The sequence below is a fragment of the Fructobacillus evanidus genome (genome assembly GCF_963580165.1).
In the GTDB taxonomy this organism is placed as follows: Bacteria; Bacillota; Bacilli; order Lactobacillales; family Lactobacillaceae; genus Fructobacillus; species Fructobacillus evanidus.
The window spans coordinates 14,792-33,858 of the sequence record NZ_CAUZLM010000009.1 but is presented as its reverse complement, the minus strand read 5'-3'; the positions used below and the strand labels follow the sequence as shown (position 1 = coordinate 33,858).

The following is a 19,067-nucleotide window of genomic DNA, read 5'->3' as shown; positions in this document are numbered from 1 at the left end:
AGGTGGCTAAGACTATTTTTTGGTTTGGAATAATCATTGATCCTCCTTGCTTTCGTCTAATGATGCTAAAAGGAAGGAGGAGTTTGATGAATTTAAAGCAATTTTTGTTAGCACTGCACCTAACGCCTGGAGTGGGTAAGGCCAAAGAGGCTAAAGTGATTGCCGCCTTAAATCAACAAGGCAATCCAGAGCAGGGTCCCTATCCCTGGCCCTTTTTAACATTGGCCCTTGTTCTAGGCTTGGAACCTGGGTCACAACTATATCGGCAGATTCAGGTGAGTTATGAGTGGTCATTGGACAAAGCCTTGGCATACCAGGGAGACTGGTTAACCTATTTTGACGAATATTATCCAAAACGGCTCAGTGAGATTTATCAGCCGCCATTAGTTCTCTTTTACCAGGGCGACTTACGGGCGTTGGATTTGCCATCATTGGCGGTGGTCGGAGCTAGGGCTGCCAGTCCTTATGGGCTAGCGGCCCTACGGCAATTGCTGCCGGATGTGGTCAAGACAGGGATTAGCGTTGTCTCGGGGTTGGCGAAGGGGATTGATGTGATGGCCCATCAGATGACTTTTCATCATGGAGGTGTTCCGCTGGCCGTCATTGGCACTGGGTTAGACCGAGCTTATCCTGCCAATCATCGTTTATTGCAAGAACAGGTTGGTCAGCAGGGGTTATTGTTGTCGGAATACCCAGTAGGGTCCTTGCCATTGAGAAGCCACTTTCCAGACCGCAATCGAATTATTGCGGGCCTTTCGAGTGCCACGTTAGTGATTGAGGCCAAGCACCATTCCGGGTCGCTGATTACTGCTAATTTAGCGTTACAAGAAAATCGACAGGTTTTAGCGGTTCCTGGCCCGATTGATGCACACTTGTCGGTTGGCCCAAACGAATTGATTCAGGCCGGTGCGTTGCCAGTCTTAACGAGCAGTGATATCATTAAAGCGGTTTCATGTTTGACTTAAAAATTTGCCTTATATAGTAGGAAAATGATTCCACCCGTCTTGCCAAAGCGTAGCTTTGACTGGTATGATGGGAGAGTTAAACCAAAAGGAAAGCTTGCTTTTGGTTGATAAACGTGATTATTGGTTCAAAACAATCACTTTTGTCGCCAATCAAGTGGCTTTAGAAAAATGGGGAATCACACGTTGGTAGAAGCAAAGACCAAGAAAACAACTGCTCCAAAGAAAAAGAGTAAGAAGAAAACAAGTAAAAAATTAGTGATTGTCGAGAGTCCGTCAAAGGCCAAGACAATTGAAAAATATCTTGGCTCGACTTATCAAGTTGTTGCCTCGATTGGCCATGTCCGCGACCTCCCTAAGTCAACATTGGGTGTTGATGTTGACCAGGATTACGAACCAAAGTACATTAATATTCGCGGTAAGGGTCCGGTGATTAAGGACCTGAAAAAAGCTGCTAAGGCTGCCAAGCAAGTCTATCTCGCATCCGATCCGGATCGCGAAGGAGAGGCGATTGCCTGGCATTTACAGCATATTTTGGACCTTGATCCAGAACAAAAGAACCGAGTGGTCTTTAACGAAATCACGAAGGATACGATTAAAAATGCCTTCAAGGAACCACGGACCATTAACCAAGACTTAGTTGATGCTCAGCAGGCTCGGCGGATTATCGACCGGTTGGTGGGTTATTCGATTTCACCGGTGTTGTGGAAGACGGTTAAGCGTGGTTTGTCAGCCGGCCGAGTCCAATCCGTTGCTCTCGGTTTAATCATTGCCAGAGAGCGCCAAATTCAGGCTTTCCAACCAGAAGAATACTGGACCCTAGATTCTGAATTCAAGAAGGGTAAGTCGAAGTTTAAGGCGAACTTCTATGGCTTTGCTGGTAAAAAGCAACCGTTACCTGATAACGCCGCCGTTCAAGCGGTCATGGCTGATTTGGACTTGAAAAAGCCCTTCCAGGTATCAGAAGTCAAGGCCAAGGAAAGAAAGCGGCAACCACAGCCACCATTTACAACGTCAACCATGCAACAAGCAGCCAACACCCAGTTGAAGTTCCGAACACGGAAGACGATGATGACGGCTCAGCAGCTTTACGAAGGAATTAACTTAGGGCGTGGCCTCGGTCAAGTTGGGTTAATTACCTATATGCGTACGGATTCGACCCGACTTTCAGCCGTGGCGAAGAATGCTGCTGCTCAGTATATTCATGACGAGTGGGGCGAGGAATATTCAAGCCATAAGCCCGTTGCCGGGACACCGCAAGAAGGGGCTCAAGATGCCCACGAAGCAATCCGTCCAACGGATGTCACGAAGACGCCATCATCAATTAAAGATAAGTTGACCCCTGACCAATTCAAGTTATATTCCTTGATTTGGTCGCGTTTTGTCGCCTCTTTGATGACGCCAGAAATTTTGGATACCTTAGCCGTAACGGTTGAGCAAAATGGCGTCCTATTCCATGCCAATGGATCAAAGACCAAGTTTGCTGGATTTACGAAGGCATATCCTGCTGCCAAGGAAAAAGATAACCTTTTGCCTGATTTGGCAGAGGGGGATGAAGTCGACTTGGCGAAGACAAACCCCGAACAGCACTTTACGATGCCGCCAGCCCGCTATACTGAAGCGGCTTTGATTAAGGCTTTGGAAGAAAACGGTGTTGGTCGTCCTTCAACTTATGCACCAACATTGGATACGATCCAGCGACGGAACTATGTGCGGGTGGATGCACGGAAATTTGTGCCCACTGAATTAGGTGAAATTGTCCAGACAATTGTTGAGGATAAGTTCCCAGATATTACCGATACCAAGTTTACGGCTCAGGTCGAACATTCACTGGATGAAATTGAAGTCGGTGATAAGAAGTGGGTCCCGGTTGTTGACGAATTTTACAAGCCATTCTCCAAGGAGGTTCAGTCCGCTGAGGAGACCCTGGAAAAGATTACGATGCACGATGAATTGGCCGGTATGGACTGTGAAGTCTGTGGTGCACCAATGGTGATTAAGATGGGCCGCTATGGTAAGTTTTATGCTTGCTCCCGTTTCCCAGACTGTCGGAATACAAAGGCAATTGTGCAAGAGATTGGTATCACTTGTCCAAAGTGTGGTAAGGGACAAGTTGTGGAACGCAAAACCAAGCGTGGCCGGAAGTTTTATGGATGCTCTCGCTATCCTGACTGTGACTTTGTCTCATGGGATAAGCCAAAGGATCCAAATCAAGTAGACGACAAGGATGCCAGCGCAACCGGTGAGGACCAGGATACTAGCGGTTCTGTTGCTACTAAGACTAAGAAAAAAGCACCCGCGAAGAAAAAAAAGAGTGAAGCGAAGTAAAAGCATTTTTGAAAAGCCGTCGCTAATGATATGTCCGAATGTTGGAGTTCATATCACGAAGGACGGCTTTTTTTGAGAAATGAGTAAGAAAGGTGGCTGTATGGCTGCAAGTAAGAAAGTTTTAACCATTGCGGGATCGGACTCGCTAGCCGGTGGAGGACTCCAGGCTGATTTGGCAACCTTTGCAGAAGCCGGCCTAGCTGGTTTTTCGGCGATTACGAGTATCGTCAGTATTCAGCCCAGCAATGTGGCGGTTTTTCCTGTGCCAGATGAGGTCTTTGACCAGCAATTAAAGTCTTTAGCGCAGGTTAAAGACTTTGCCGCTATTAAAGTGGGGATGTTAACGTCGGTCAAGCAATTGGACCGGGTGGTTGCCTTTTTACAAGATTATGCCGGCCCAATAGTGGTTGACCCTGTGTTGGCCTTGAAGGAAGGACACCTGGCCGAGAACAAAGCACTAGTCCAAGGGTATTTGGACCGCCTATTGCCACTGGCAACGGTCACGACACCGAATTTAAATGAGGGGTTAGCTTTGGCAGAACGGACTAGTACTTTGGCGAAGACGTCGACTGATTTGGCAAAATTAGCACAAGAAATCAGTCAGCGTGGTCAAACTGCCGTATTCCTAAAGGGTGGCCAGGGCTTTGTGGATGAAAAAGCCTTGGATGTGCTGGCAGTGTCAGGCCAAATTAGTTATTTGGCACAAGCAGCCTTAGGCGAGGATGCCTTTGTTAATGGCGCCGGTTGTACCTTAGCGGCAGCAATTACGGCCAAATTAGCCTTGGGCGAGAACTTGCAACAAGCGGTTGAGGAAAGTCAGTTTTTTGTTCATCAAAGCATTCAGCAGGGGTATCGTCTGAATGACAGTCGAACGGATGGCAACGTCTTTCAGATTGGTGCCAAGTGGTCAAAATAAAGTGAGCGAGTAAAACGACTACCTATTTTTTGATAAATAAAAAAGGAGTTCTTCTACTAGAAGAACTCCTTTTTAGCATGTTAGCATGCTTTTTAAAAATTAGCCCTTGCCATCTTGGAAGGCAGCATAAAGGGTCATCCCCCCATCAACAAAGAGGGTCGTACCAGTCACGTACTTGGCTTGATCGGATGCTAGCCAAACGGCAGCATCGGCCACGTCTTCAGGATCACCAATCTTTTGCATTGGAATCATCGATTGCGTTTCTTCATATTGGGCCTTGTCAGCAAACTTTTCCGCATTAATCGGCGTGTTAATGGCACCGGGCGCGATATTGTTGACGCGAATACCCTTTGGCGCATATTCCATGGCAATCGTTTCGGTAAAGAGCTTAACGCCGCCCTTAGCGGTTGCATAGGAAGCAAAGGTTGGCCAAGGAATTTGTTGGTGGACGGAAGACATATTGATGATGTTACCAGTCCGGTCATTTTCCAACCAGTAGTTGAGGGCTTCTTTTGCCCCAAGGAACACACCGGTCATGTTAATGCCAATGACTTTATTCCATTCCTCCAGTGTAATCTTGTGGGTTGGTGTTTGAATTTCCATACCGGCATTGTTGACCCAAACATCCAAACCGCCAAAGTTATCAATCGCAGCCTGTAAAAGGGCCTTGACGCCGGTTTCAGTTGAAACGTCAGCCTTGACGGCAACAGCATCGCCACCATTTTCTCGAATCTCATCGACGGCCGCTTGGGCCCCGGCTTCGTCGGAATGGTAGTTAATGACAACGTTCATCTTTTCTTGAGCAAAGCGCAACGCGATTGCGTTACCAATGCCCTTTGATCCGCCAGTAATGACGGCAACTTTTTTGTTCAAATCATTAAACATTTAGTTCCTCCTTGTACAAAAAAACAGCGAAAGTTGGTTTCGCTGTCTACTCTATCTTAATGAACTTGGATTGGCAAGTTTATTTGTTTTGCTTGCGGTATTGAACGGCCGTCACGCCGGCTTCTTGCTTGAAGACGGTGTTGAAGTATGAGAGGTTGGGGATGCCAACCTTGAGGCCAACGAGGGCAACAGAGTCTTTGCCATCTTTGAGTAGCTTCTTGGCATGGAACATCCGCACTCGTAGAAGATAGCTTTGTGGGCTTTCTTCAGCCACGGTCATAAAGGCGCGGTGCAGGATTCCTGATGAGACGGAAAAGTCTTCGCTCAAGGATTCGAGTGTAATTCGATTCTTATAGTTAGCTGCAAGGTATTCTTTCACCCGGAAGACTAAATCAGCCTTATCGGATAGTTCGCCAAATGGTTGACAATCAGAGCAAGGACGAAAACCTTCGAACAATGCCTCGTCATTTGTTTTGAAAATTTGAATATCTTCAGGGTGGGTGCCACTACCATGGACGCATGAGGGACAACAAACCCGCTTATCGGTTGTGACACCGTAGATAAAGCTACCGTTATAGTCTGCATCTCGATTGTGAATTGCTTGCCAACGCTTTTTTGTTAATGAGTACATCCTGAAGACCTCCTTTTAGAATTTATCTAGTTCCCGGAAATTGCTTATGAAAAAGCTCCAGACAATAATAACACAAATTGGTCTATTTGAGTATTACTATTATTTTACAAAGAAGGCTTTTTGTGTTTCAAAGGCTGATTTAGTAAAATAGAAGAGAACATTCACGCAAAAAGCGTTTGGAAAGGCGATTAAAAAATTGACTAATTATGCAGAAGAAATGATGGCTGCTATTCGCTTGGGACAAATGGGCCAAGCACAGAAAGCCTTTCAAAAATCACTAGCCGAAGATGAAGATGATTTGGTTTATTCACTAGCTGAAGACCTCTATGCCATTGGTTTTGTCGAAGAGTCCAAGAAAGCTTATTTACACCTTCTGGCCAAATACCCTGATGAGGGTGACTTGAAGACAGCTTTGGCGGAATTAGCGATTGAAGAAAACGACTTGGATTTGGCTCAGGACTACTTAGCCCAAATTCCAGAAGATTCACCAGCCTATTTGCAGGCCTTGCTGGTTAAAGCGGACTTGTACCAATCAGAAGGCTTAAGTGAGTCAGCAGAACATGCCTTAGAAAAGGCGTCACAGCTGGCACCCGATGAACCAGTGGTAACCTTTGCCCTGGCTGAATTTTACTTTACGACCGGTCAGTACCACCAGGCTATTCGTGGTTATCGCCAACTCTTGTTAGCCGGTCAACGACGGATTGCTAAGGTTGATATGGCTGCTCGAATTGGAACGGCCTATGCAGCAATTGGGAACGTTGATAACGCCATTGCTTACCTTGAACAGATTAAGCCCATTGATCTGACAATTGATACCAAGTTCCAGCTGGCTTTCTTGTATGTCGAGAAAAAAGCGGATGAGGATGCCTTACCACTCTTTGAGGATATTTTGGCGGCAGACCCCCAGTACACTTCTGTTTACCCATTACTCGGACAACTCTATGAGCGGATTAATGATTTTGATCAGGCGGAAAAGACTTATCGGGTAGGTCTTTCTTACGACCAAACGAACCCGGTTTTGTACCGTCAAGCTGGGCTCTTAGCCTTTAAAATGGGTCAGTACGACCAGGCCAAAGACGACTTCAATCAAGCGCTTGCCCTCGATGACCAAGATTTAGCAACTTATAGTGCTTTAGCTGATCTCTATTTGGCTCGTCACGACTACGATGCCGTCATCGAAACCATTGGTGCAGCCCAAGAATTAGACTTAGTTGACCCACGCTTTAGCTGGGACTTGGCACGGGCTTACCACGCCAAGGAAGAAGAAGACAAGGCAGAGGAACAATGGCAGGCCGCCCAAGTTGATTACCCGGCGAATCCTGATTTTTGGCATGATCTCGCTGACTGGTATCATGAAGTGGGTCGGCGAAAAGAGGAATTGACTGCCTTAGAAAAGGCCGTTGATTTAGATCCCGATAACTTTGAATTAGCCGATCGTTTGGCTGACTTAGCGCTTGATTAAAAAATGGATGGAAATCCCTTTGTTTCGTGCATTCAGGGTAAAATCTTGCTAAGATTAGATGAATAGTAAATGATTAGAAGGAGGTGGCGATGAAGCTTGAACTGTTACCAAGTGAATTGACGGCTGCCAAGCCGATTCTAAAGCAGATCAACGAAGCCGGCTTTCAGGCTTATTTTGTTGGCGGTTGTGTTCGCGACATTATTTTAGAAAAACCCATTCACGACGTGGATATTGCTTCTTCTGCCTACCCAGAAGAAATTAAAAAGATTTTTAAAAAGACGGTCGATACCGGGATTCAACACGGTACCGTCATGGTCTTAGATCACGGTGAAGGTTATGAAATTACGACCTTCCGAACGGAATCCACTTATACAGATTTTCGTCGACCTGATCAGGTTACGTTTGTGCGGTCATTGAGTGAGGACTTGAAGCGCCGAGACTTTACCATTAATGCGTTTGCCCTTGATGAAGACGGTCAAGTGATTGATTATTTTGACGGTCTGACTGATTTGGCCAACCGACAAATCAGGGCGGTCGGTTTAGCAAAAGAACGTTTTACAGAGGACGCTTTGCGAATGATGCGTGCCCTGCGTTTTGCTGCGCAATTGGATTTTCAAATTGAAGATCAAACTTTAGCTGCCTTGGTGGAATTAGGACCGAATTTAGCTAAAATCGCCGTTGAGCGCATTCGAGTTGAATTTGAGAAAATGTTGCAAGGGTTGGCCGCTGGATCAGCTTTGAAAATCTTAGTTGAAGCTGGACTCTTACCTTATTTACCAGGGGAAACCGGCTTGATGACGGAAGCCGATGTTTTAGGGGTTGCGAATCAGCTGGAAAGAAAACAACCGCAAAGTGAACAGGTTGTCTGGGCTTTGTACTTAGGTCAGCAAGGATTTGATGGTCCAACTCTGCAAGCACAACTGCGGCAATGGAAGTTATCAAAAGAGGTGATGCAGGCCGTGATGGCGGTTGGACCGCTATTAGCCAATGTCAACCAAATTGACCGGTGGGCCATTTATGAGCACAATGCCCACGTGAGAACGTTGCTGGAAACGCTGACGGTCATGGGGATGGACAAAAGCGTGACGGACCGTATTCAAAAGACATATGATAGCCTGCCAATTTATTCAATGAAGGACCTTGCCCTAAGTGGTGGGGACCTGATTGCGGCCGGCTTGGCGCAGCCCGGCCCTAATTTGGGCGCAGCATTAAAAAAGATGGAACAAGCTGTCGTCTTAGGCCAGATGGACAATACCAAAGAGGCCTTGACAACCCTTGTAGAGGAGCAGACACATGGCAACAGTTAAAATGGTTTGGGCGGAAGATGACCACCATGCAATTGGTAAAGATGGCGATTTACCATGGTCGATTCCATCAGACTTAAAACACTTTAAAAAAGAAACAGTCGGTTCGACCATGGTCATGGGCCGTGCGACATGGGCAGCCATTGGTCGTCCATTACCAAAACGGAAAACGGTTGTTTTAACTCGGCAAGTTGATTTTGATCCCGGCTTTGAAGAGGTTGCCGTGGTTCATACTCTAGCAGGTTTACAAGCCTTGATTGATGATGAAATCAGCCAGGGACACGTCGTGACGGTTGCCGGTGGTGCTCAAGTCTTTACAGCATTAATGCCAATGGCGACAGACTTAATTGTCACAAAGGTTGCCGGTGACTTTGATGGCGATACCTTTGTCGACCCAGTTGATTTAACTCAGTTCACGTTAACAGCGCAACAAGAGGCCGTTGATGGCGACTATCAATTAACCTTTTTAACATATAAACGGAAGTAAGTAGGAGACGATTCCATGGCTAAAGTACAGATTGTAACGGATTCAGCCGCTAAGTTAACCAAAGCAGAAATTGACCAGTACCAAATTAAAGTTGTCCCATTGACCGTGCAGATTGATGGCACAATTTACCAGGATGGGGTGACCATTTCAGCAGAAGAATTCTTGGAAAAGATGCAAGAAAGCGACCAATTGCCACAGACTTCACAGCCTTCAATTGGGGCCTTTAAAGAAGTTTACGATCAATGCTATCAAGAAGATCCCGATGCAGCCGTCTTATCTTTGCACCTGTCATCTGGCTTATCCGGTACAGTAAATGCAGCCGCTCAGGCAAACGCCTTAACAAAAGCTGATGTCCATGCGTTCGATACGTTGAGTGCTGACCGCTCTGAAGCGTTTGTTGTCTTGGCAGCAGCCAAAGCAGCACAAGCTGGTCAGAGCCTGGAAGAGGTTTTGAAGGTGGCGGAAACTGCGCGAGATCAAACGTACATCTTCTTGTCATTCCGCTCACTTGACAATATGGTTGCTGGTGGTCGCTTATCAAAGACACAGGGCTTGATTGGTAATCTCTTGAATATTAAGGTCGGTGCTAAGGTAGATGAGGAAGGTAAAGTGGATGTCGTGGTTAAGGGTCGCGGATTAAAGACCATTAAGGCCTTCAACGAGAGCGTAATCGAGCAAATGAAGGGCTATAAGCAGATGAAGGCGATTGGGGTAACTTATACCGGCATCAAGGATGAGGCCGAAGAAATGGTCCAACGCTTAAATGCCATTTGGCCAGACATTGACATTCTTTTGTCAGTGGCAACACCAATTATCTCGACTCACACGGGGATGGGCGCTTTGGCCATCCTCTATGAAGCAGAATAAAGAAAGAGTTGATACTAAGTGAAAAAGGGTAAGATAGTTATTTTAACAATTGCCGGGATTGTGGTTGTTTTGGGAGCAGGGGTAGGCGTTGCTTACACGAGCCTGGCCAACCAAACGGGTCCAACGGTTAGCACTAAAAAATCAGATAGTGACCAGTCGACTGGTTCAAAGAAAGTATTAGCAACTAAGTCATTCACTAAAGACGAAGTCAACGATATGATTCAGTCCAAACTGCAAAATAGTCAATATCAGGTGAACCTGGATGGTCAAAACATTGTTGCAACCAGTACGAGTTCGAGTTTAAAGGGGCAACTGACGATGACACCAAAGGTTACCAGTGATGGAGACGTAGTCTTGACTGTTAACAAGGCGAAGGTTAACTCGCTGGATGTTCCTGCTAAGGCAGCCCTCGGTTACTTACTCAAGCAAAATGTAGCACCGGCTGGTGTGGCCATTCAGCCAAGTCAGGGTCAAATTACTTTGGATTTGTCACAATTAACTCAGGACGGTCAAACAGCTTATCAAGCTAAGCAGATTGATGTCCAGAATGGAATTTTTAAATTTGCAGAGGTAGATACTAGTGCCCAGTAAGTCACGAACTTTTTACGGTTGGTTAATGACCAACCGCAATCCGGTTGCAGCAACCGAGATTCAACAATTTGCTAACAACGCCTTTTTAGACCAAAGTTTTCCAAAACAGTCGACGGATTTTGACGAGCTTTCAAATTACTTGGAAGGTTCAGCGAGCTATTTAATGTCGATGACGATTTTTGATGAGGCTTGGTCCGAATACCAAGCTTCGCGCTAAGAGAAAGATAGGAAGGAAAGTCCATGGGACATTTAATACAATGGTACCCTGGCCACATGGCCAAGGCCTTTCGCTTGATGCGCGAAAACTTAAACTTGGTAGACATCGTTTTTGAACTGGTCGATGCCCGCTTACCGGCGTCATCACGTAATCCAGAAGTGGATAAATTGATTGGTGATAAGCCAAGACTGTTAGTTTTAACCAAGGCTGATTTAGCGGATCCAAAACAGACCAAGGCTTGGAAGGAACACTTTGAAAAAGAAGGCCTGAGTGTGGTCGTCTTGGATACACGGAGTCCGAAGACCCCCCAGACGATGACGAAGGCGGCGAAGGCTGTTTTGGCTGATAAAATCAAGGCTCAGGAAAAGCGTGGAATTGAGAACCGTCCCATTCGAGCAATGCTCGCAGGGATTCCAAACGTTGGTAAGTCAACTTTGCTCAACCACCTGGTTCAAAAGAATGTGGCACCAACAGCGAATAAGCCGGGCGTCACGAAGAAAATTGCTTGGCTCAAGACGCCAGCGGGGCTGGAAATCTTGGATTCCCCAGGGGTCTTGTGGCCTAAGTTTGAAGATCAACAAATCGGTCTCCGCTTGGCTTTGAGTGGTGCGGTGAAGGATACGCTTTTCGCCAAAGATGACGCTGTGCTGTCTTTGATTGCTTTCTTCCGGGACTACCGGCCACAAGCCATCATTGACCGCTATCACTTGGCTGATGATGCCTTTACAACAATGTCTGATGTCGATATTCTCTTAGCTATTACGGCCAAGTTGGGCTTCAAGGACGATTACGATAAGGCGGCGGTCCGTGTTTTAAATGATCTACGTCAAGGAAAGTTGGGTACGTATACCCTAGATTTAATTCATGAGTGAAACAATTGCGAGCATTAAAGCGGCTTTAAAAGAAGCTGCATCAGATGATTCACGCTTGGCAACTTGGCGGTTGGATGACCGAAAAGGTGTTCAGGCAGCCATTTTGGCTTTTGATCGACGGCAGGAAAAATTAGCCGAGCAAAAGGCGGCTTTTTTGTCGCGCTTTGCCTTAGAAGAACCACTTTGGGCAGCAGGTTACCAAAACATTGCCGGTGTTGATGAGGTCGGCCGGGGCCCATTAGCGGGTCCGGTTGTTGCTGCGGCAGTCATCTTACCGAAGGACTTTGACCAGTACGGTGTGATTGATTCAAAACAGGTGAGTGAAAAACACCGATTGGAATATGTTCAGGCGATTAAGGACGAGGCCATTGCTTATGGCATAGGCGTGGTTAGTGCACAAGTGATTGATGAAGTTAACATCTACCAAGCTAGTCGCTTAGCGATGAAGCAGGCGGTGGAACAATTACAGCCAGAGGCCGACTATTTACTGGTGGATGCGATGACGATTGACACGGCTTTGCCGCAGCAGTCGCTGATTAAGGGGGATGCTCGTTCAAACTCGATTGGTGCTGCCAGTATTTTGGCTAAGGTTACCCGTGATCAAATGATGGCTGACTATGACCGAGAATATCCTGGCTATGACTTTGCTCATAATGCTGGTTATGGGACGGCTAAGCACCTTTCTGGTCTAGCTGAACTAGGTCCAACGCCAATCCACCGGCGGACTTTTGAACCGGTGAAAAAGCTTTTATCATGATTTTTTATGGAGCGCAAAAAATTTTTGGCTCCTTTTTGCTAGTTAGCTTTCGCTGACACAAGAAGTAATTGTTTAATTGAGAAAGGAATTGCTTATGACAGCAATTAAACTGAGCCCGCGGTTAGCCGCAGTGAAAAATTTGGTGAACGACCAGGCGCGCGTGGCTGATATTGGGTCGGACCATGCCTACTTAGCGGCAGCCCTGCTATTGGAAAAAAAGAGTGAGTTTGCCTTGGTGGGCGAGGTTGCCCAGGGGCCACTCGAGAACGCCATCCATACGGTGGCGACTTATGGTTTGTCTAATCAGGTAACGTGTCGGTTAGCGGACGGGTTAGCAGCGATTGAACCGGACGACCAAATCGAAACGGTCGTGATTGCCGGAATGGGCGGTTTGTTGATTGAAAAGATTTTAACCGCTGGTCAAAATCAGGGGCCGTTTGACCAGTTGATTTTGCAACCAAACACTGATCAAGCGGCGGTGCGACTTTGGCTAAGTCAAAATGGGTACCAAATTGATCAAGAAAAAATTGTGCAAGAAGGGCACCATCGGTATGAAATCATTGTGGCTGTTCCTGGTCAACAGGAGCTGACCCGGGCTGAGTGGACCTTTGGTCCAAAGCTCCTTCAGGCAAAAGACCCAGTTTTCTTGGCCAAGTGGGAACAGGAACGTAATCGAGCAGCTGAAGTCTTGTCACGATTGGAAAGTGCCCAACAAAAGGGCAGCGAAAAGTACGTGAACTTACAAGAAAAGCTGAACTTTATTAACCAGGAGGTTTTTGATGGTCAAAGCAAGTGAATTGATTGAACAAATTGAGGCCTTTGCACCGAAATCATGGGCCGAACCGGACGACCCAACCGGGTTACAAATTGGCCAACCTGAACAAGAAATCCATCGCGTTCTGACCACGTTGGATGTGCGGCCAGAAGTTGTCCAGGAGGCCATCGATTTAGGGGCTGATTTTATCTGGGCTCACCATGAAGCCATGTTTCGGCCTGCCAAGAACCTTGATTTATCAGACCCACAAAATGCGATGTATGCACTCGCGATTAAAAATAATATTGTGATTTATGCCTCTCATACTAACTTGGATGCCGCAGCTGGTGGCTTGAATGATTGGTTGTGTCAGGCATTTGGTATTGAAAATCAGGTGCCATTGCTGCCGAGCGAAGGTGACCAGCACGGGATGGGGCGGATTGGTGATTTAACGATCGCCGTCACCATGGCTGATTTTGCTAAACAGGTCAAAGCTGTTTGCCAGGTAGATGCTGTGCGTTTGATTGCCAATGATGCGAATAAAGTCGTCAAACGGGTGGCAGTTCTAGGTGGCGATGGTGGTAAGTTTTGGAAAAAGGCGCAAGAAGCTGGCGCTGACCTTTACTTGACCGCTGATTTGTACTACCATGTTGGTCATGATATACTGGCCGCTGATTTTGCCGTGTTAGACCCTGACCATCATATGGAAGCCTTGGCTAAAGAACCAATGGCCAAAAAAGTTCAAGAATGGTTTGATGGGCAACTGCCGGTGACGGCTAGCCAGAAGAACACCGATCCCTATACCTATTTTTAGGTCTGTTTGCAAGCAGGAGGTTTTGCATGTCTGAGAAGTACCCACAGTTAGTGTCTCGTTTCTTACGTTATGTCAAAGTTGATACTCGGTCTGATGAAGAGAGTCAGACGATTCCATCATCACCAAAAGAAGTTCAGTTTTTAAAGGATCTGGCCGTTGAGTTAAAGGAAATCGGCTTTGAAAACGTCCGTACGATGAAGGATGGTTATCTCTTTGCTGAATTGCCTTCAAATTTGCCAGATGGTCAAGGAACTAAGATTGGCTTTATTTCCCACGTGGACACGGCTGATTTTGAAAGTGAGCACGTGAACCCACAAGAGGTTGATAACTACGACGGTCACTCTGTTTTGGAATTGGGAACGTCTGGCTATAAGTTGGATCCAGCAGTCTTCCCGCATCTCAAGAACTATCAGGGACATGATTTGATTACAACGGATGGGACTACCTTGCTTGGTTCTGATGACAAATCAGGCGTGGCTGAAATCATCGCGTTGGCCGAATATTTGTTGGCCCACCCAGAAGTAAAGCACGGTCCCGTTCGCTTTGCCTTTGGTCCGGATGAGGAAATCGGTATCGGCGCTAATCATTTTGATGTCGCTGCTTTTGATGCTGATTTTGCCTACACGGTCGATGGTGGCCCATTGGGTGAATTGGAGTGGGAGACCTTCAATGCTGCCCAAGCCGAGATTGTGATCACCGGTCAAAACGTTCACCCTGGTACCGCCAAGGGTGCGATGGTTAATGCTATTCAAGTCGGGATTGATTTTCATAATGCATTGCCTGAACATGACCGTCCCGAAAAGACAGAGGGTCGCGAAGGTTTCTATCACTTGATTGATATGGCAGGAACGCCAGAAGAAGCTACGTTGACTTACATTATCCGTGATCACGATCGGGAAAAGTTTGAGAGTCGCAAGCAGACGATGGTCCAAATCGCCGACCAACTCAATCAAGATTTGCAAAAAGACCGCGTGGCCTTGACCCTGAAGGACCAATACTACAACATGGGTGATGTCTTGAAGGACCATCAAGAAGTGGTTCAATATGCCAATGAAGCCATGACGGATTTGGGAATCGAGCCGGATACACAACCAGCTCGAGGTGGAACGGATGGTTCAAAGATTACCTTCTTAGGTTTGCCAACGCCAAATCTTTTTGCCGGTGGTGAAAACATGCACGGTCGTTACGAATTCGTCTCCAAGCAGGTGATGGAACAGGCGACTGACGTTTTGTTGGGTATCTTGACAAAGGCAGCAGAGTCAAAGTAAGACACTTAACTTAGCCCGCCAATATCAAAATTAATGGCAACAAAAAAGACTAGGAATTTTCCTAGTCTTTTTTTAAAGCAAGCTGTTGGTGTTTTAGGCTTGGCTGTCTGCCTTTTCTGCTTCTGCAGAATCTGACAAGGCAGGGACCAAGATGAGGGCAGCTTCACCAACGATAATCGTTACGAGAGCTGTCACACCTGGGTTGAAAGTTACGCCGGTCATTTGTCCGACCAAGTAACCAAGAACTTCACCAAACAGTGCACACCAGAAGGCGGCAGTAATATAGCGCATGTTTCCACTTCCTTTATTATTTACCCACTATGATACGCCCCTCTTATAAATTCGCAAGAGAATTTGTCTAATTTAAGGGCGACAATTTCGGATAAGTGTTGGTTAAAAAGGCTAAGCGGTCCAAAGGGCAAGAGGGCTATTCTTGGAATTTTTCAGCTAGGCAAACAAATTTTCGGTATAATGTTTTTAGACTATTGACACCGTTGAGGAGGACTTTATGTACGCACCATTACAACAAAAAAGCGCTTATTCGCTTTTGCAAAGTCCCAATTCGGTGGAAGAAATCATTCAAGTCGCCAAGGAGCGGGGTTATCAAGCTGTCTCTTTGGCGGAAGAAAACGTGCTTTACAGTGTGGTTGCCTTTTACAAGGCAGCAAAAAAGGCTGGCATCAAACCGGTTTTTTCGCTTGTTTTGCAGGTAAATGGCTTGGTGAACGTGGCGACGGCTTTTCCGGTTTTATTGACCGCTAAAAATCAGGTTGGCTATCAAAACTTGGTTTATTTGTCTTCCAAAAAGATGGCGGACCCAGACCAGGCGCTTCAATTTACTGACTTGGCTGGTCACCTCGAGGGGCTTTCTTTGACCTTGTCACCAAAATCAGAATTGGGCCAGTTGATTGTTGCCGAAGATTCAGGGGCTAAAAATTATCTGGGCCAATTAGCCGACAAGGTTGATGGTGCTGATTTTTACTTGGGCATTAATCCCTTAATGTCGAGCCACCACCAAGACCTCTTAGTTGCCTATGCCACAGCCCATCAAATCCGCTTAATGGCTTGGGACCAGGTCGACTACTTAAACGAGGATGATGCTTTCTTTGCCCAGGTTTTGCGGGCAATCGATCAGGGGACCCAGCTAGAAGACTTAGAGCTGTTAGCGCGCGAAAAAGGGGCTTACTACCTACGATCACAGGCGGAAATTACTGAATCGTATCAAAAAAACGCTTCTTTGCGTGGCGCTTACCAGAATAACGAGGCCCTGATTGAAGAGGCTAGCGTTGATTTGGCGTTTAAGTCGCCGGCCTTGCCTGTTTTTCAGCAAGATTCTGGTTTGGATTCCAAAACATATCTGACCCAGTTGGCCAACGCAGGCTTAAAGCGCCGGTTAACAGGTCATGAGGACCATTTTCAAGATTATCAGGACCGGTTAAACCATGAATTGACCGTTATCGCGGGACTGGGTTTTGCCGACTATTTCTTGATTGTTTGGGACATTGTTAAGTATGCCAGAGACCACCATGTCCAAACGGGGTCTGGCCGTGGCTCGGCTGCGGGTTCGTTAGTGGCCTATACATTGGGGATTACAAACGTTGATCCTCTAGCCGAAGGATTGCTATTCGAGCGGTTCTTAAATCCCGAGCGAGCATCGATGCCCGATATTGATATCGATTGGCCGGATGATCGTCGTGATGAAATTCTGGCCTACCTCCATGATAAGTACGGTCAGGAATCCTTTGCGCAGATTATTACCTTTGGTACTCTGGCTGCTAAACAGGCCTTGCGTGATACCGCCCGTGTCTTCGGCCTCAATGCCAAGGCGCAAAAACGACTTTCAGAAGGGGTGCCAGCCGGTAAGAACGGCCGTAAGGTACCGCTGAAAGAAGCCTGGGAGGCGCCTGACCAAAAGCTTAAGCAAGCGATTTATGACTTGGACTTTGGCCAATTGTTGATGAAAACGGCTTTGGCCATTGAAAACTTGCCCCGCAATTATTCAACCCATGCTGCCGGGGTAGTTCTTTCGGACCAACCGTTAGTCGATACGTTACCAGTTCAAGTTGGTAACGACGGTTACTTGCTGACCCAGGTTGAAAAGGGCCCGGTTGAAGAACTTGGCCTATTAAAAATTGATATTTTGGGCCTGACGAATTTGAAAATTTTGGCGCAAACAATTGCCTTAGCCAAAGACGAGTTGCCATCTGATTTTGATATTAAAAAAATTGACTTTCAGGACAAAGAAACGCTGCAGCTCTTTGCCGATGGGAACACGACGGGTATTTTCCAGTTTGAATCAGCCGGAATGAAAAATGTTTTAAAGCGACTTAAGGTTGATGACTTTCATTTGATCGTAGCGGCCACAGCCCTTTATCGACCAGGTCCTAGTCAACACATCGACCCCTTTATTAAGCGGCGTTTGAAGCAAGAACCTGTGCCGACTATTGACCCTGTCGTTGACCAAATCCTGGCACCGACCTATGGCATCCTGGTTTACCAGGAGCAAGTGATGCAGGTGGCGGCGGCTTATGCCGGCTTTTCGTTGGCGCAGGCCGATTTTCTGCGGTCGGCAATGTCCAAGAAAAAGCTTGATCAGATGGCATCGGCCAAAACTGCTTTTATAACGGGAGCAAAGAAAAAGGGCCACCGGCTTGACGAAGCGGAAAGACTGTTCGCCTATATCGATCAGTTTGCCAATTATGGTTTTAATAAGTCGCATGCGGTTGCCTATAGCCAGTTATCATTCCAGTTAGCTTACATGAAGGCCCATTACCCATTGGCCTTTTACACAGCGATTTTGAGCGCTCACCAAGGCGGTGTTGAAAAGGCACAAGCCTATTTGGCAGAGGTCAAGAAACTTGGTTTGAAGGTCTTACCACCAGATGTCAATATCTCTACTAGAGATTGGTCTATTCAAGATGGTGCCTTGGTCATGGGCTTGGGCAATATTAATGGCTTACAGACGGCCTGTGTGACGGCACTGCTGGAGAGCCGCCATCAGATGGGGCGCTTTGCTAGTCTCCAGGATCTAGTCAAGGCCTTACCCGAAAAATTCCAAGACGAAAAGTTTTTCAATCAGCTTACCTATGCTGGGGCACTTGATCATTTTGGCTATAACCGGGCAGAACTTTTAGCGAACTTGCCGGATTTGATTAATGCGGCTAGTTTCGGTGACTTGGTCTTGTCAGAGACGAAAATCAAGAAATTAGCTGATTTACCATTAGTGGAACGGTTACAAACGGAAAAAGAGGCCCTTGGCTTTAACTTATCGGGTCATCCAACTGAGGCTTTTCAGGCCGAGTATGATCGAGGGATCGTGACGGCCATGGTCAATTTAGTTGCTGGTCAGAGCGTTAAAGTGTTAGGCCTCGTTAAAAATGTCAAAGTCATCCAGACGAAACGGGGTGACGATATGGCTTTTGTTAATTTAACGGACATGACTGGCAGTGTGGACGTCACCATCTTCCCCAAAGTCTATGACAAAGTAAAATCGACCTTAAAGGTTGGACGTTTAGTTCGAGTAGGCGGCAAAACGGAAGTCCGACAGGAACTTTCTGTCATTGGAAACTTCGTTAATGCTGTTGATGCGAGTCAAAGTCCAAGCTTCCAAGCTGATTTAGATAAAAAACATCCGGTTCACCAAGAACCGACACCAACATTAACGGCTGCTAAATCAGGCACTTGGTTTTTGCGACTAGATGAAGACCATGATCAAGAGCCGATTAAAAATCAGCTTTGGCGAGTGATGCAGCAAAATCCAGGTGAATACCCGGTGATTTTGTATTGGCCGAAGACAAAAATCAGGCGAATGTTACCACAATCTTACAATTTAGCCGGACCAGACCAGTTAAAACGGGCATTAGAACAGGTTTTATCTAGTAAAAATGTCGTTTTCCGACAAAAAGACTAAATTGTGTCTTGTGAATTGGTTATAGAGTGTATTACAATATGA

18 protein-coding genes are annotated in these 19,067 nt (G+C 46.5%); 15 read left to right on the top strand and 3 right to left on the bottom strand.

Annotated elements, in window-relative coordinates; genetic code table 11:
• The first annotated feature begins 86 nt into the window (after positions 1-86).
• The 3 genes from dprA to AABI08_RS07135 all read left to right on the top strand — a co-directional run bounded on the left by dprA (position 87) and on the right by AABI08_RS07135 (position 4,206).
• Positions 87-965 carry a DNA-processing protein DprA gene (dprA, locus tag AABI08_RS07145; RefSeq protein WP_338344195.1) on the top strand — a complete coding sequence of 293 codons (879 nt, stop codon included), beginning with the start codon at positions 87-89 and terminating at the stop codon, positions 963-965.
• Positions 966-1,133: 168 nt separating this feature from the next.
• Positions 1,134-3,290 carry a type I DNA topoisomerase gene (gene topA / locus AABI08_RS07140; protein ID WP_338348657.1) on the top strand — a complete coding sequence of 719 codons (2,157 nt, stop codon included), beginning with the start codon at positions 1,134-1,136 and terminating at the stop codon, positions 3,288-3,290.
• A gap of 100 nt (positions 3,291-3,390) precedes the next feature.
• Positions 3,391-4,206 (top strand): hydroxymethylpyrimidine/phosphomethylpyrimidine kinase, encoded by an 816-nt coding sequence (locus AABI08_RS07135; protein ID WP_338344197.1) that lies wholly within the window; start codon positions 3,391-3,393, stop codon positions 4,204-4,206.
• Positions 4,207-4,305: 99 nt separating this feature from the next.
• Here the strand turns inward: AABI08_RS07135 and AABI08_RS07130 are convergent, their stop codons facing one another.
• Together AABI08_RS07130 and AABI08_RS07125 are read right to left on the bottom strand one after the other, a co-directional pair.
• Entirely contained in the window at positions 4,306-5,091 is a 786-nt protein-coding gene (locus AABI08_RS07130; protein ID WP_338344198.1) for a glucose-1-dehydrogenase, read from the bottom strand.
• Between the two features lie 79 nt (positions 5,092-5,170).
• On the bottom strand, positions 5,171-5,722 hold the full coding sequence (locus AABI08_RS07125; RefSeq protein WP_338344199.1) for an Ada metal-binding domain-containing protein: 552 nt from the start codon (positions 5,720-5,722) through the stop codon (positions 5,171-5,173).
• A 196-nt stretch (positions 5,723-5,918) separates the two neighbouring features.
• Between AABI08_RS07125 and AABI08_RS07120 the strand changes: the two genes are divergently transcribed.
• The 11 genes from AABI08_RS07120 (at position 5,919) to pepT (ending at position 15,115) form a co-directional block, all read left to right on the top strand.
• On the top strand, positions 5,919-7,184 hold the full coding sequence (locus AABI08_RS07120) for a tetratricopeptide repeat protein (RefSeq protein ID WP_338344200.1): 1,266 nt from the start codon (positions 5,919-5,921) through the stop codon (positions 7,182-7,184).
• Between the two features lie 89 nt (positions 7,185-7,273).
• Positions 7,274-8,491, top strand: coding sequence for a CCA tRNA nucleotidyltransferase (locus AABI08_RS07115; RefSeq protein ID WP_338344201.1), 1,218 nt, complete (start codon positions 7,274-7,276; stop codon positions 8,489-8,491).
• Entirely contained in the window at positions 8,478-8,975 is a 498-nt protein-coding gene (locus AABI08_RS07110) for a dihydrofolate reductase (protein ID WP_338344203.1), read from the top strand. Before AABI08_RS07115 ends, AABI08_RS07110 begins: the two co-directional genes overlap by 14 nt.
• A gap of 15 nt (positions 8,976-8,990) precedes the next feature.
• The gene (locus AABI08_RS07105; protein ID WP_338344204.1) at positions 8,991-9,842 is read left to right on the top strand and encodes a DegV family protein; all 852 of its coding nucleotides are present in this window, start codon (positions 8,991-8,993) and stop codon (positions 9,840-9,842) included.
• Between the two features lie 18 nt (positions 9,843-9,860).
• A complete protein-coding gene (locus AABI08_RS07100) occupies positions 9,861-10,433 on the top strand; it encodes a DUF2140 family protein (RefSeq protein WP_338344205.1) in 573 nt (190 codons plus the stop codon).
• Positions 10,423-10,650 carry a YozE family protein gene (locus AABI08_RS07095; protein WP_083994348.1) on the top strand — a complete coding sequence of 76 codons (228 nt, stop codon included), beginning with the start codon at positions 10,423-10,425 and terminating at the stop codon, positions 10,648-10,650. The genes AABI08_RS07100 and AABI08_RS07095 overlap by 11 nt, the downstream gene beginning before the upstream one ends.
• Before the next feature lie 23 nt (positions 10,651-10,673).
• Positions 10,674-11,522: a ribosome biogenesis GTPase YlqF gene (ylqF, locus tag AABI08_RS07090; RefSeq protein WP_338344207.1), complete on the top strand. Its 849-nt coding sequence runs from the start codon at positions 10,674-10,676 to the stop codon at positions 11,520-11,522.
• Entirely contained in the window at positions 11,515-12,279 is a 765-nt protein-coding gene (locus AABI08_RS07085) for a ribonuclease HII (RefSeq protein WP_338344208.1), read from the top strand. The genes ylqF and AABI08_RS07085 overlap by 8 nt, the downstream gene beginning before the upstream one ends.
• 94 nt (positions 12,280-12,373) lie before the next feature.
• A complete protein-coding gene (locus AABI08_RS07080) occupies positions 12,374-13,075 on the top strand; it encodes a tRNA (adenine(22)-N(1))-methyltransferase (RefSeq protein WP_338344209.1) in 702 nt (233 codons plus the stop codon).
• A complete protein-coding gene (locus tag AABI08_RS07075) occupies positions 13,059-13,847 on the top strand; it encodes a Nif3-like dinuclear metal center hexameric protein (protein WP_338344211.1) in 789 nt (262 codons plus the stop codon). The genes AABI08_RS07080 and AABI08_RS07075 overlap by 17 nt, the downstream gene beginning before the upstream one ends.
• Positions 13,848-13,873: 26 nt before the next feature.
• Positions 13,874-15,115, top strand: a complete 1,242-nt coding sequence (gene pepT / locus AABI08_RS07070; RefSeq protein WP_338344212.1) for a peptidase T — start codon at positions 13,874-13,876, stop codon at positions 15,113-15,115.
• A 93-nt stretch (positions 15,116-15,208) separates the two neighbouring features.
• On the opposite strand, the gene AABI08_RS07065 is transcribed toward pepT, so the two are convergent.
• Complete coding sequence (locus AABI08_RS07065; RefSeq protein WP_203617017.1) at positions 15,209-15,406, bottom strand: YjzD family protein; 198 nt, start codon at positions 15,404-15,406, stop codon at positions 15,209-15,211.
• Between the two features lie 217 nt (positions 15,407-15,623).
• On the opposite strand from AABI08_RS07065, the gene AABI08_RS07060 reads away from it, so the two are divergent.
• The gene (locus tag AABI08_RS07060) at positions 15,624-19,025 is read left to right on the top strand and encodes a DNA polymerase III subunit alpha (protein WP_338344215.1); all 3,402 of its coding nucleotides are present in this window, start codon (positions 15,624-15,626) and stop codon (positions 19,023-19,025) included.
• Positions 19,026-19,067 lie beyond the last annotated feature (42 nt).

Coding starts and splice junctions, on each gene's coding strand:
- dprA (WP_338344195.1), top strand. CDS start 87: ATGAATTTAAAGCAATTTTTGTTAGCACTGCACCTAACGCCTGGAGTG.
- topA (WP_338348657.1), top strand. CDS start 1,134: ATGGGGAATCACACGTTGGTAGAAGCAAAGACCAAGAAAACAACTGCT.
- AABI08_RS07135 (WP_338344197.1), top strand. CDS start 3,391: ATGGCTGCAAGTAAGAAAGTTTTAACCATTGCGGGATCGGACTCGCTA.
- AABI08_RS07130 (WP_338344198.1), bottom strand. CDS start 5,091: ATGTTTAATGATTTGAACAAAAAAGTTGCCGTCATTACTGGCGGATCA.
- AABI08_RS07125 (WP_338344199.1), bottom strand. CDS start 5,722: ATGTACTCATTAACAAAAAAGCGTTGGCAAGCAATTCACAATCGAGAT.
- AABI08_RS07115 (WP_338344201.1), top strand. CDS start 7,274: ATGAAGCTTGAACTGTTACCAAGTGAATTGACGGCTGCCAAGCCGATT.
- AABI08_RS07110 (WP_338344203.1), top strand. CDS start 8,478: ATGGCAACAGTTAAAATGGTTTGGGCGGAAGATGACCACCATGCAATT.
- AABI08_RS07105 (WP_338344204.1), top strand. CDS start 8,991: ATGGCTAAAGTACAGATTGTAACGGATTCAGCCGCTAAGTTAACCAAA.
- ylqF (WP_338344207.1), top strand. CDS start 10,674: ATGGGACATTTAATACAATGGTACCCTGGCCACATGGCCAAGGCCTTT.
- AABI08_RS07085 (WP_338344208.1), top strand. CDS start 11,515: ATGAGTGAAACAATTGCGAGCATTAAAGCGGCTTTAAAAGAAGCTGCA.
- AABI08_RS07080 (WP_338344209.1), top strand. CDS start 12,374: ATGACAGCAATTAAACTGAGCCCGCGGTTAGCCGCAGTGAAAAATTTG.
- AABI08_RS07075 (WP_338344211.1), top strand. CDS start 13,059: ATGGTCAAAGCAAGTGAATTGATTGAACAAATTGAGGCCTTTGCACCG.
- pepT (WP_338344212.1), top strand. CDS start 13,874: ATGTCTGAGAAGTACCCACAGTTAGTGTCTCGTTTCTTACGTTATGTC.
- AABI08_RS07065 (WP_203617017.1), bottom strand. CDS start 15,406: ATGCGCTATATTACTGCCGCCTTCTGGTGTGCACTGTTTGGTGAAGTT.
- AABI08_RS07060 (WP_338344215.1), top strand. CDS start 15,624: ATGTACGCACCATTACAACAAAAAAGCGCTTATTCGCTTTTGCAAAGT.